This is a genomic window from Acidilobus sp. 7A (assembly GCF_003431325.1).
Classification (GTDB): Archaea; Thermoproteota; Thermoprotei_A; order Sulfolobales; family Acidilobaceae; genus Acidilobus.
In genome coordinates, this window is record NZ_CP010515.1 from 1,481,109 (window position 1) to 1,493,524 (window position 12,416).

General features: G+C 58.4%; 14 protein-coding genes. 12 read left to right on the forward strand and 2 right to left on the reverse strand.

Annotation, left to right across the window (positions count from 1 at the left end):
- The first annotated feature begins 1 nt into the window (after position 1).
- Positions 2–460: a Zn-ribbon domain-containing OB-fold protein gene (locus SE86_RS07570; RefSeq protein ID WP_211096575.1), complete on the forward strand. Its 459-nt coding sequence runs from the start codon at positions 2–4 to the stop codon at positions 458–460.
- Here the strand turns inward: SE86_RS07570 and SE86_RS07575 are convergent.
- On the reverse strand, positions 457–1,086 hold the full coding sequence (locus SE86_RS07575; protein ID WP_117354942.1) for an undecaprenyl diphosphate synthase family protein: 630 nt from the start codon (positions 1,084–1,086) through the stop codon (positions 457–459). The genes SE86_RS07570 and SE86_RS07575 overlap by 4 nt on opposite strands.
- A gap of 107 nt (positions 1,087–1,193) precedes the next feature.
- Between SE86_RS07575 and SE86_RS07580 the strand changes: the two genes are divergently transcribed.
- From SE86_RS07580 to SE86_RS07630, 11 genes are all read left to right on the forward strand, one after another.
- The gene (locus tag SE86_RS07580) at positions 1,194–2,072 is read left to right on the forward strand and encodes an AIR synthase related protein (protein WP_158543158.1); all 879 of its coding nucleotides are present in this window, start codon (positions 1,194–1,196) and stop codon (positions 2,070–2,072) included.
- Positions 2,072–2,938: an N-glycosylase/DNA lyase gene (locus tag SE86_RS07585; protein ID WP_236747373.1), complete on the forward strand. Its 867-nt coding sequence runs from the start codon at positions 2,072–2,074 to the stop codon at positions 2,936–2,938. Before SE86_RS07580 ends, SE86_RS07585 begins: the two co-directional genes overlap by 1 nt.
- A gap of 117 nt (positions 2,939–3,055) precedes the next feature.
- Positions 3,056–3,475, forward strand: coding sequence for a 30S ribosomal protein S8e (locus SE86_RS07590; RefSeq protein ID WP_117354945.1), 420 nt, complete (start codon positions 3,056–3,058; stop codon positions 3,473–3,475).
- Between the two features lie 184 nt (positions 3,476–3,659).
- Positions 3,660–4,592 carry a polyamine aminopropyltransferase gene (gene speE, locus SE86_RS07595; RefSeq protein ID WP_236747331.1) on the forward strand — a complete coding sequence of 311 codons (933 nt, stop codon included), beginning with the start codon at positions 3,660–3,662 and terminating at the stop codon, positions 4,590–4,592.
- 71 nt (positions 4,593–4,663) lie between these two features.
- Positions 4,664–4,912 (forward strand): DNA import protein CedA1, encoded by a 249-nt coding sequence (cedA1, locus tag SE86_RS07600; RefSeq protein WP_117355213.1) that lies wholly within the window; start codon positions 4,664–4,666, stop codon positions 4,910–4,912.
- Positions 4,909–6,297, forward strand: coding sequence for a hypothetical protein (locus tag SE86_RS07605; protein WP_117354947.1), 1,389 nt, complete (start codon positions 4,909–4,911; stop codon positions 6,295–6,297). The genes cedA1 and SE86_RS07605 overlap by 4 nt, the downstream gene beginning before the upstream one ends.
- Position 6,298: 1 nt before the next feature.
- Positions 6,299–7,870: a type IV secretory system conjugative DNA transfer family protein gene (locus SE86_RS07610; RefSeq protein ID WP_117354948.1), complete on the forward strand. Its 1,572-nt coding sequence runs from the start codon at positions 6,299–6,301 to the stop codon at positions 7,868–7,870.
- Positions 7,809–8,522, forward strand: a complete 714-nt coding sequence (locus tag SE86_RS07615; protein ID WP_117354949.1) for a 50S ribosomal protein L2 — start codon at positions 7,809–7,811, stop codon at positions 8,520–8,522. The genes SE86_RS07610 and SE86_RS07615 overlap by 62 nt, the downstream gene beginning before the upstream one ends.
- 115 nt (positions 8,523–8,637) lie before the next feature.
- On the forward strand, positions 8,638–9,642 hold the full coding sequence (locus SE86_RS07620) for a hypothetical protein (RefSeq protein WP_117354950.1): 1,005 nt from the start codon (positions 8,638–8,640) through the stop codon (positions 9,640–9,642).
- A gap of 111 nt (positions 9,643–9,753) precedes the next feature.
- Positions 9,754–10,677 (forward strand): fumarate hydratase, encoded by a 924-nt coding sequence (locus SE86_RS07625; RefSeq protein ID WP_236747332.1) that lies wholly within the window; start codon positions 9,754–9,756, stop codon positions 10,675–10,677.
- Between the two features lie 5 nt (positions 10,678–10,682).
- Positions 10,683–11,309 carry a FumA C-terminus/TtdB family hydratase beta subunit gene (locus SE86_RS07630; RefSeq protein ID WP_117355214.1) on the forward strand — a complete coding sequence of 209 codons (627 nt, stop codon included), beginning with the start codon at positions 10,683–10,685 and terminating at the stop codon, positions 11,307–11,309.
- Here the strand turns inward: SE86_RS07630 and SE86_RS07635 are convergent.
- The gene (locus tag SE86_RS07635) at positions 11,275–12,411 is read right to left on the reverse strand and encodes a SufD family Fe-S cluster assembly protein (protein WP_148666810.1); all 1,137 of its coding nucleotides are present in this window, start codon (positions 12,409–12,411) and stop codon (positions 11,275–11,277) included. The genes SE86_RS07630 and SE86_RS07635 overlap by 35 nt on opposite strands.
- Positions 12,412–12,416 lie beyond the last annotated feature (5 nt).

Genomic DNA, 12,416 nt, shown 5'->3' on the forward strand with positions numbered 1-12,416 from the left:
CATGAGCTGGGACAAGCACGGTAGGCTGCACGACCTGGTCTTCTGGCCTGAGCGTGAGGAGATAGATAAGTACGTCTACACCCCAGGCCTCCACGGCCTTGAGCTGGCCAAGGCCTTAGTGGACGGCAAGGTGCTTGGCATGAAGTGCCCTGACGGCAAGGTATACGTCCCGCCCAAGACGTTCTGCCCTGACTTCACCGAGGGGCAGCTGGTGGAGATCAAGGGTCCCTGGAGGCTGCTCCACTATACGGTCGTTTATGAGGACCTCTATGGCAACAGGCTGGACAAGTCCGTAGTCGTAGGCATAATAAAGCCGGACGACGCTGACAACGGCATGATACACATAGTGAATGTCGACCCATCAAAGGTTGTCATTGGCATGGAGCTGAAGCCCGCGTTCAAGCCGAAGGACCAGAGGAAGGGCACTATAACAGACATAGAGTACTTCGAGCCTGCTTAGTTCCCGAAGTTCCTCTTTTGAACCCCGAACCACTCAAGGGCTTTCTTGAGCTCCTCCCTTGTGAGCTCAGGCCACAGGAGGTCCATGAAGTAGAGCTCAGCGTAGCTTGTCTGAAGCGGGAAGAAGCCGCTGAGCCTCCTCATGCTCCCAGTCCTTATGACTAGGTCTATCTGGGGCACGCCGGCGCTTATGGAGGGTGCCACCAGGCCCTTAGCTATGACCTGCCTCTCCCACTCGCCGCTGTAGCAGACTCCAAGGTGGAGCGAGCCGCCTGAGTAGGAGGCAGTGTGCTCCTCAAGGGCGGCTGCCTCCCTCCTAGACTCGTCAGAGACCAGGTTCAGGTCGCCAACCACCTTGACCTTTATCTTCTCTCCGTTTATTACCTCGTCGTTGCGCAGGTCCCTTAGGCCGTTGATTAGGAGGTCCTCTAACACGGCCCTCTCAAGGGATGACCTCCTGGTGCAGTTCTCGTAGCTCATGACGTAGACAACAGCCCTCTTGACGCCCTCCTCTATGACCCACCTCAGGGCCTGCCTCAGCTTCTCATAGCCCTGCCTGTAGGCCTGAAAGTAGGTGAGGCCGTACTTTTTAGCGAACCTCCTATTGCCATCAGGTATTATGCCTATAGCGTTTGGTAGCGTAGGTTTTAGAGACGTGACGTTGCACCTGCAGGAGGGTAGGTGGAGGGAAGGTTAAAAAGAGTTCTCATGCCGTTTGGCCTGGATTGGGCGCAGTGGGCGAAGAGTCTGTATTAAGAAGGCTGGCGGCGCTTGCGGGCAACTCTGACATCTTTGACATAGATGCGGCGGGGCCTGACGGAATAGTAATTAACATAGACGGCTATGCCGCGTCGGCGAGCAGGCTCCCCTTCATGAGCTGGGAGGACTGGGGCTACAAAGCTGTTATGGCAGCAGCTAGCGACGTCATAGCTGCTGGGGGAAGGCCTGTAGGCATAGCATACAGCGTCGGCGCGAGCTCTGTCGACCTGCTAGAGCGCGTCGCTGCCGGGGTGGGTGAGGCCTCGAGGGACCTTGGAGCGAAGGTCTACAAGGGTGATGCTAATAGGCTGACCTCGGATGCCTGGATAGACGTGGCTGTGGTGGGGCTCTCAGGAAGGCAGGTCGGCAGGTCCGGGGCGAAGCCGGGAGATATGGTCGTCCAGGTCGGCCTCCTCGGCTACGGCGCACTTGCAAACAAGGTGATGAGGTCTGAGCTGAGGGCTGACTCATTGCCACAGGATCTCCTCCTTAAGGTGAGAAGGCCGAGGGCTCACGTTGAGGCCGCGGAGGCTATATCAACATACGCTCACGCTTCCTCTGATAACAGCGATGGGTGGCTCCTCACGCTCAGCAATATAGCTTCATCGAGCTCCGTGAAGATATCCATTGAGGAGGTCGTAATAGACCCTAAGCTCGAGGGCCTGGTGAGGCCTGAGGAGGCCCTGGGGAGCTGGGAGGACTACAACTTAGCCGTCGTAGTGCCGCAGGACCACCTGAAGGAGTTCATGAAAACGTGTGGCTCAACATGCTTTACCGTGGGCAGGGTCGAAGAGGGCAGAGGAGTTGAGTTTAAGGGCAAGAAAGTAGAGCCAAGGGGCTGGTCCTGGTGGTGATGAGGGTCTCAGAGGAGAGGGTAATGTCTGTGGCCTCGGCAATAAGGTTGGCTGGCGTTGACGGTCTGCTGAGACTTGAGGAGCAACTTGACCCTCAGTACGATTATATGCAGAGGCTTGCAGACAGCGTCGGAAGGGGGCCCGCGAGCGCCTACGCGCTCTTGGTGGCACTGGTCAGCTACAGGCTGACGATGAGGGGGGAGGAATGGTGGAAGTGCGTCTCAGAGATGCTGGGCAGTAGGGGAAGGCCTAGGAGCGTTGACGAGATAGTTGATAACGTTGTGTGGTTTCTTAACAGCTGCAGCGGCTCCCTTGTGGCGAGGGACGCTAAGGTCAGGAGGGTCAGGAGGGCCGGCTCAGCTCTCAGAGGTTTGCTTGATGAGATAGCGAGGGACCCAGGCGCGGTGATGAGAAGGCCTCAGGAGCTACTAAGGGATATAGCCTTCTCACTGGGCTCCAGCGAGGAGAGGAAGACCATCACGTTCTCAGTCAAGATGGCGTACTATGCAGCAAGGCCAAGAGGGCAGCTCGTGCCCCTAGGCTTTAACATACCAATGCCGGTTGACGTCAGGGTGGCCTGTGTGAGCCTCACCAGCGGCGTTGTGAGCGGGGTAGCGGACTACCACGATCTCGTGAGAAGCCCCCGCGAGGCCCAGAGGGCGTGGGAAGAGGTCTCCCAGCTAAGCGGCGTCCCGACGCCACACCTGGACTCCCTGCTCTGGGTCGTGGGCTGGGCCCCGAGGGACCTCGGCCAGCAGGAGGCCAGGATGAAGGTTAGGGATGTGCTGTCGGCTGTCATGAGTCCTGAGGCCGCCGACGCAATAGCCACTGAGCTGACCTACATGCCCTGTCGCCCCGCTTATTAGGCGCCTCACGATAACCGAGAGCTCAACAGGACGCACGTCCAGCTGAAGGACAGGGCCACGCCTGTTAGCATTAACGCTTTTATGTGAAAGCTAGGCCCCTGCCCTTAGGTGTGGGGCTTGGGCGTCTACCAGTACAGGGACCTTAAGAAGCCCAGCGGTGGCCTGAGGTCGCTTCCGCACAAGAGGAAGAGGAGGTATGCCACGGGCGACTACTTTGTCCCAGCGGTCCTCGGCGAGGCTCGCGAGGTCAGGGTGAAGAGGGCCATGGGCGGCAACATGAAGGTGGCGCTAAGGGCCGTCAGCGAGGCAGTAGTTAGCGACCCCAAGACAGGGAAGAGTGTCAAGGCTAAGATACTTGCCGTCGTCTCAACGCCGGCGAACAGGGAGTACGCGAGGAGGAACATAATAACAAAGGGGACAATAATAAGGACCTCGGCTGGCGTTGCAAGGGTCACGTCCAGGCCGGGGCAAGATGGGGTAGTCAACGCAATCCTAATTGAGGGTCAGGCCCCGGCTGGCGCAGCTAAATCAGGTTGATTTCGCATAGCAAGCCTATGCAAGATGGCCAGCTCGACCTAAAAGAGGTTCCTCATAGCCAAGTGGACAAAAGCCAGATGCACGGTCTTATCTTGCCCTAACACGACTTCTTAGTGCCTGGAATACTGTTGACGCCCCTCAGCCTCTTAAAACCCTATAAGCCGCGTCTAAGTTTTGAACGCGGGTGAGTGCCTTGTCCGTCAGTTACCCGGCCTGGCACTGGATCCACGAGTGGAGCACGCCAGGGACCTTCCACGCCCACTCCGTGAAGAAAGTTTATGCATTTGGTAGGACAAAGTACCAGACCTACCTGGTAGTAGAGTTCGATGACCTTGGCAAGGCCCTCGTGATAGACGGCAAGACGCAGTCTGCCGTAGTTGACGAGCATGTTTACCATGAGTCCCTCGTGCAGCCCGCCATGGTAGCCCATGGCTCTCCCAGGAGCGTCCTAATACTTGGCGGCGGCGAGGGGGCGACGGCGCGCGAGGTCCTCAAGTTCCCCTCCGTTAACAGGGTTGTCATGGTTGACATAGATGAGGAGATTGTAAATGCCTGCAAGGAGCTGTTGCCAGAGTGGCACAGGGGTGCCTTTGACGACCCAAGGCTCAAGCTTGTGATAGATGACGCTGAACATTATGTGAACACTACGTCTGAGAAGTTTGACGTGGTAATAGCTGACCTGGTGGATCCGGAGGAGGGAGGACCTGCGTGGAGGCTCTACACTAAGGAGTTCTACGAGCTATTAAAGTCGAGGCTCAACAGGGGCGGCGTCTTCGTGACGCAGGCCACGAGCCCAACACTGACGTCCAAGGTTCACGCGACCATATTTAACACGGTCAAGGCCGTGTTCAGACACGCCATTTCATATTACGTCTACATAAGGAGCTTTGAGGGCCTCTGGGGCTTTGTGATGGGCTCTGATGACGCTAACCTTGAGGCCCTTCGCGACATGAATGACGTTGACTCGCGCCTGGCATCCATGGGAGTTAAGGGCAACAGGTTCTACGACTCTGAGAGCCACCAGTCCATGTTCCACGCGCCCAGGAATGTGAGGGATATACTGGCCTCGTACCACGAGGTCTCGACCCTCAGCAACCCCATCTACCTGCCTGCCTGACGCCTCTGCAAGGGCGCTTCCGCCTAGCCCTCCCCCGCGCTTTTCTTAGGGGGAACCCCTTGGGAGTGGCAATGACAGACGTGGTGAGCTTCATTCAGCAACTTACCCAGGAGGTCACGCTAGCTGCATGGGCCCTCTTCCTCCTAACGTGGACTATAGGCTGGACTTTGAGAGGGGCCCCGATACCCCTCTCAAGGCTTAAGAGGGCGGGCTCGGGGCTCGTTGAGGACTCCATATGGGCGGCCCTGTGGCTCGCCCTGGGCAGCACGGTGTTCACGTTCATAACGTACGTCGTCAAGGCGGTGGTAGGCTCTCCATGATTTCCTACAGCTACCTTTTTCAGCTCGCAGTTAAGCTGGCCCTGCTGTCTTTCTACATAGGCGTGCTCATCTATGCCCTCCCCATACCCGTGAGGGGCCTCAAGAGGTGGGGCGGGACCCTGCTCAGGGACTCCTTCCTCTCATTTGCCCTGGCGATATCGCTGACCGCAATTATGGAGTTCACGCAGGGCATAGCTGGCATGATGGGTGGCTCGTGGCAGTACTTCGACTCCTGGCTCTTTAATGGAATAGAGCTCCTCCTGAGCCTCAAGATGGCGGCCCTCTCCCTCTCATCGTTGACCTCATACGTCCCCGGGGCGACGGCGGCGAGGGCTATACTCGGCCCCCTTAACGATGCGCTCACCGCTGACCTGCTGCTGCTCTTCACGTTGGCCGCCATAGAGGCCATGGTTAGGTACGCGGGCCTCCTGATAGCGCTGATAGGGCTCGTCATGTTTGCCATGCCCTTCAGGCTGGGCAGGGAGGCCGGGGCCTGGTTCATAGCATTCGTGGTGACCTTCAGTGTAGGCCTTCAGGCAATGCCAGCCTTTGAGTCCTCTATCACCTCAGCGCCATCCGTTGGCATAAGCCCGAGCGCCGCCTCCCTGGGGCTTGGTTACCAGAGGGTCTACGTAAAGGCGGCTGACGGCAGCCCCCTGGGCGACTCCCTCCTGGAGCTCTATGCTATGGTTAACAGCAAGGCTGAGAAGGTGGCCCAGTACTGGGTCAACGCCGATGGCACGGCGTATGACCCGGAGTCGCCTCAGCCTCAGCTTGTCTCAATGCCCAGCGAGGGTCCAGTCTACGGTTACATCATCATAGACGGCGTTGAGACCCTCCTTGACCCCTACCCGTTCAGCCCAGCCAACTACAGCTTCTCCCAGGAGATAACACTGAGCTCTCCGTACATACTGTACGCCCCAGGCAACGATATAATAGTGTTCACGAATCAGCCTCAGTACGTTCACGTGGTGAGTACTCCGCGCGGGGCCCTGTTCTTTGCTAACCTAAGCTATGGAGGCATCGTTGAGGTCAGGGCCCCTGACAGCTGTAATGTAAGCATCACGGGCAACGTAAGGCCTGGCATGGGCTCCTGGACGTGGCTTGGTAACAACGGACAGGAGTGGTACTTCGTAGGTCCCCTGAACCTCACGGCGTCAGTGGCGCTGGAGGGCTGCAGGCCGCTGAACTTTACAGGGATCACGTATATGGACTACGCCACCCAGTTCTTTGGGCTAAACTACCTCTCCCCTAACCTTGTCGAGGAGCTCATAGCTTACTACCTAGTGCTCCCGTTCATGTATGTGGCCACCTTAACTATGGTAACCTATGCCCTGGCCAGGCTGCTTGGCGGCAGGAGGGGCATAATGCCGAGGGTGGCATAACTTGAATCCATCTTACGCCTTTGACGTGTTCCTGGCGGTTATAGCGACGGCGACGGCAGCCCTGATGATAAGGAACCTCAGGGCATCAAGGGAGCTCAGGCTCTCCCTCGGCGTCAGGCACGAGAGAGGACAGCAGATGAGCGTCTACGTTGACGGCAAGAGGCTGGCGGGCATAGCCTATGTGGCTGACGACGTGCCCAGGGAGGGCTCTGACCTCCCGCTACGCCTCGCCAGGCTTGCCAGGTCATCAAGGCTTTCGGTGACGTTCATAAGCAGCATGTACTCGGTCAGCAAGAGCTCCCTGATAAAGGAGCTCGAGGAGGAGATAAGGAAGGCCGACTTCGCTTACACAGCCACTAGGCACGTCAAGTACAGGGAGAGGCTCAGCTTCCTTGAAGGGCTGTACAAGGAGGTGCTCCACTCCCAGGTGCCCTACGTTGGCAGCCTCTCCTTCATAGTCTGGGTTCCCCCTGGCGACAGGGAGGCGGAGCTCAACGCGGAGGCATTTAAGGAGCTCGTCGAGGCCGAGGCCCAGGTGAGGCTAAGGAGGGTGAACGCGTCTGACCTGTCGCAGCTGCTTAGCGCCTCTGAGCCAACTTGGCTCAGCGAGAGCGGCCATGCCATAATTGTCAACAGGGAGGACATAAACGATGAGAGCGGAGTTGTCATAGGTGAGGACGTCGATGGGCCTGGGAACCTGGTCATAATGAGGTGGCCCTACGCCTTCAGGGTCCACGTCGGCGTCTTTGGCCCAACTGGGAGGGGGAAGACCGTCATGCTCTCAGGCGTGGCCGCCCAGCTCATCTCAAGGCATGCCACCCTCGGCGACCCTAAGGCTATAGTGGTCGTAGATCCAAAGGGCGACCTGGCCTCCATGCTGAAGGACGTGGCAGACTCATATATAACGCCCTTGGCCGGGGACTGCGTCCCCATGCCTAGAACTGACGGCGTGGCCGCTAAGCTGATAGAGAGCAGCCGTGAGACCGGCGAGGGGGCATCGGTGAGCGTCTGCCCTGGCTCCCTCGACCTCAGGGGCCTAGTTGTATATGATCTGCGGGGCCTTCCCAACGAGCTGAGGAACGTCTATGGCTCCCTGCTCGTCAGCTCCATAGCCATAAGCGCCAGCGAGGGCGCGTCGGGCGGCAGGGTGGTGCTAATGCTTGACGAGGCCTGGCGCTTCAGCAGAGGCTCGGCAGTTCACATGGAGTTCGCCCTGAGGGAGGGGAGGAGCAAGGGGCTCTATGTGATATACGCTACCCAGTTGCCCTCGGACGTGGGCCGCACGGTCATAGATAACACGGGCTACAAGTTTGTCTTCGGCGGCTTCACAAGCTACTACGTCGAGCTCGGCGCTCAGCTGGGGGTCCAGAGGCCTGAGGTGTTGAAGTCGCTGCCAGTGGGCCACGCGGTCATGATAGACGAGGTGGGCAGAACGAGGGAGGTGAGGGTCCTGGACTTCACGAAACTGCTTAAAAACCTAACCCCCTCACCTACTGGCGAGGGCGGATTAGATGGGAAAGAGCTTAAGGCAGCAGAGGGCAGGGAAGGGCTCACCGACGTTCAGGAACCCTGACCACATGCACCCAGGCCCAGCCAGGTACCCAAAGCTCTCGAACGAGACCCTCGAGGGCGAGGTCAAGGAGCTGATCCACGACCCAGGCAGGTATGTCCCCCTGGCGCGCGTGGTGCTCTCAAAAGGCGAGGAGTTCCTAATGCCGGCCGCCGAGGGCATGTTCGTGGGCCAGAGGGTAAGGGTTGGCCCTGACGCGGAGCCCAAGTTCGGCAACGTGCTTCCACTCTCAAAGATACCTGAGGGGACCCCCGTCTTCAACATAGAGCTGAGGCCCGGTGACGGGGGCAAGATAGCGAGGCAGGCCGGCAGCTATGCTGTCGTGCTCAGCAAGTCGGACAGCACAGTGAAGCTGCTGCTTCCAAGCAAGAGGGAGAAGGAGCTCTCAGGCGACTGCAGGGCCACCATAGGAGTCCCAGCGGGCGCCGGCAGGATAGAGAAGCCCCTGCTCAAGGCGGGCGTCAGCTACTACAAGTTCAAGGTGAAGGGCGGCAAGTGGCCGACCGTGAGGGGCGTTGCCATGAACGCCGCGAACCACCCGTTCGGAGGAGGCTTCCACCAGCATGAGGGTAGGCCCACAACTGTAGCGAGGAACACGCCGCCTGGAAGGAAGGTCGGTCACATAGCCGCCAGGAGGACTGGAAGAAAGCGTTAGTGGCCTTTTACTTAGGGCCCAGTAGCCGTGCCCTCTTTGCATACCCTGGGCCCCAGACGCCCTCATAATAACTCATCTTTAATTTCCTCCTCGTCAGAACGCCAGCCAGGGCGCCTTGAAGCTAAAGGTGCTATATGTAACCTCAAGCGTCGGCCTTGGGCATGTAACCAGAGACTACAGGCTCTCGAGGCTCCTAAGCGGCTGGGCTGATATAACGTGGCTCACAGCCGGCAGGGCCCTTGAGTACCTAAGGGCCAGGGGCGAGAGGTTTCACGATGCCTCACAAAGGCTCAGGTGCATAGGGACCTCGCTCATGCATGTAATTAAGGGCTGCAGGGTTACCTACTCGCCGCTTGGCCTCCTGAGAGTCTACAGCGACCTGAGGCACAACGCTGATGTTATAAGAAGCGAGGTTGACTTAGGGGACTATGACATAGTGATAGGTGATGAGCCCTGGGAACTCATGATGAGCGGCTTAAGGCCTTCCAGGAGGTCAGTGCTTATAACAGACATAACCTCGCTTGGCAGCTCCGACAACTTCATAATGCGGAGGGTCAACTCGTGGGTCGACTACCACTTTAGGAGCTTCACGCTCAGGTTTAATGTTGGCCTCTGGGACAGGGGCGACGGCTACCTGCGCTACGGGCAGATATTTACACATGACAGGTACCCGGACCCCAGCGACGGGGACTCAATAGTTGTTAACCTCGGTGGGACTGACGCTGGCGTTGGTCTGGCGGGGACCCTATACTCTTACCTGGACGGCAAGGGTCTCAAAGTCAAGGTCATAGGGAGCGCTCAGTTAGTTCCAGACCCCACCGAGCTGATAGCGAGAGCTAAGGCACTGGTCACGTTAGCAGGCTATGGGAGCCTTGTGGAGGTTGCGGCGCTTAGGAAGAGGGCTGTCATACTGAAGATAGGTAACCACTTTGAGCACGAGGAGAACGCAAAGATGTTTGAGGGAAGGCCAGGGTACCGCGTCCTTAGGTGCGACAGGGCCGACCCAGGGCAGATCTATAGGGCCCTCCTGCAGGTGCTGGGCGAGGAGCCTCGGCCCCCGCAAGTGGTTGACGCCACACAGAGAATAGCTGAAGATATAGGCAAGATCGTGGACGGTTAGCTATAGGTGGCCCGTGGCGGCCTTAGCGCTGCACGTCGCCAGCCAACTTGGAAGTCTTAAGAACACATCATGGTACAAGGTTATTTACCTTGAAGCATCACTCATCTTCAGGTGAGCCTGTTGGCGCTGACTGAGAGCGACCTAACTGGCATCTTCTACGAGATGGTTAAGACGGCGGCGACGAGCATCCCTGAGGACGTCTACAGAGCTCTGAAGGACGGCTATGAGAGGGAGACCAACCCCCTTGCTAAGAAGCAGCTGGAGGCGATACTGAAGGACATAGAGCTCGCCTGTTCAGGGAAGGTGCCAATATGCCAGGACACAGGGACGCCCTACTTCTTCTTTGAGATGGGCGAGAACTTCCCCATCAGGCTGGGCGCCATAAACGCCGCAAGGGAAGCCGTTAGAAGGGCTACGAAGGACGGCTACCTTAGGCCTAACGCGGTGGACCCCTTCTATAAGAAGAACAGCGGCGACAACACTGGCAGGTACATACCGTGGATTCACGTTGACTTAGTGGAGGGCAACGACCTTAAAGTGTGGTTCATGACAAAGGGAGGAGGCAGCGAGGCCCCCGTGACCCTAATAATGAGCGAGCCTATACTTGGCTTCGAGAAGCTCAAGAGCGGCGTCGTAGACACTATAGTTAAGTACGGCCCCCTGCCGTGCCCGCCAGTAATAGTTGGCGTGGCCATTGCGGCAGGGGGCGACATGGCGCTCACGCTCGCCAAGAAGGCCCTCTTGAGGCCCATCGGGGAGCGCAACCCCGACCCTAACATAGCTAAGCTTGAGGTGGAGCTGCTTAACGCCCTCAACAAGCTCGGCCTTGGCCCCCACGGGTTCGGCGGCGGCCTTACAGCGCTTGACGTTAAGATAGACTACGCCTACAGGCACCCGGCGACGTTCGCCATAGGTATAGTGACGAGCTGCTGGGCCACAAGGAGGGTCTCTGCTGTGATACACGCGGACGGCAGCTGGGAGATGACAAGCAGGCACCTAAGGTATACGGGCAGTGGCTGCACTATTTTGAGGTGATGGCCATGAGTTCGGCTAGGGAGTTCCACCTGAGGACCCCCCTCAGGGACGAGGACGTGGAGGCCCTGAGGATAGGTGACGTAGTCTACCTCTCTGGCACCGTGGTTACGGCCAGGGACGAGGCGCACGAGCTTGCCCTTGAGGTGCTGCGCAGCGGTGGGACGCTGCCAGTGGACCTAAGGGGGCTCGCTGTTTACCACTGCGGTCCCGTGGCTGTGAAGCAGGCCGACGGCAGCTGGAGGATAATCGCTGCAGGCCCCACGACGAGCATGAGGATGGATACCGTTGAGCCTGAGTTCATAGAGCGCACAGGCGCTAAGCTGATAATAGGCAAAGGGGGAATGGGCAAGGCCACGGCAGAGGCCATGAAAAAGCGCAAGGCGGCCTACGCGGTCTTCACGGGCGGGGCTGGGGCGCTCGCGGCCCAGGCGATAAAGAGGGTCAAGGACGTCTACTGGCTTGACAAGCTTGGCATGGCTGAGGCCATGTGGGTCTTCGAGGTTGAGGAGTTCGGCCCCCTGACGATAACGATTGACTCCACCGGCGCTAACCTCTATGAGCAGTACATGAGTGAGGTAGCTAGGAGGGCAAAAGAGGTTAAGAGAGAGCTTGGGCTTCCTGCCGAGGAGTGAACGACCCCTCTATGGCCTTTTTTATTAGTCTCATGCCCAGGTTCTCTGCCTCAGCCGTTATCTCAGGTGGGAGCCCCTCGAGGGAGGCCATGAGCTTCCCCCTCAGTATCAGCTCAAAGGCCTCTGGCTCGCTGAGGCCCCTGCTCTCAAGGTAGAAGAGCTGGTCCAGCGGTACCCTGTACTGGGCCGCGCGGTGTGAGGCGGCAACTATGTCGCCTGTGTCTATCCTCATCATTGGCATTGTGTAGGCTCTGGACTCGTCACTCATAAGGAGAGCCTCAACCACGAAGTTTGAGGAGGAGTGAACAGAGTTAGGCGTCATTATTGCGGTGCCCCTGACAGAGACCAGGGACTTGCCTGAGGAGAAGCCGAAGCCTGAGACGACGGCCGTGCTGTCATAGCCAGTCTGAACGGTGTCTATAATGTCATCAACGGCCTGTCCGTCAGAGGCGGCGACGAAGGACCTGTGCACTATGACAGAGCCCGCGTTAAGGAGGCTCTGTTCATCTATCCTTGTCATGATGCTCCCGCCGGCCACAACGGAGGACCTGACCCTGGCCCTTACTCCCAGGGCTCTCCTGAGTATGAAGGCCATGGGCAGCTCGGCCTGGGGGTCCACTATCACCATCAGGTTAAGCTCCGAGCCCTTCTTGGCCCTGACCTCTATTCCTGTGGTCCCAGGGGCTGCCCTTGGAGCATAGATAAGCATGTTCGCCTTTACGTTATCATTGACGTTTATGAGCAAGTGGTAGGAGTACCACCTGTTGCCCTCGGGCCTGCAGAGCGCAATCCTGTAGGTGCCGCCCTCGGGCTCGAGCTTGTGAGCGCCGTCTAGCTTAGCTATGTGCACGGCGTAGAGCTTTGAGGCAGAGAGATCGAGGACGCTCTCATCAATATCATAGTTATACGCGGAGCCGCAGGGCCCCAGCACGAGGTCCCAGCTGCCCTGAGGGGCCATGAAGGACACATCACCCTTTCTATTCAGGTACTCCTCGAAGAGCCTCCAGTTGGTGTAGTTCTTAGTTGTAGGGGAGTCCGCGACCTGCTGCCACTTAATTGTGGCCGCCAGGGCTCTCGCCCTCTCAACCAGGGGAGAAGTCAAGGCCT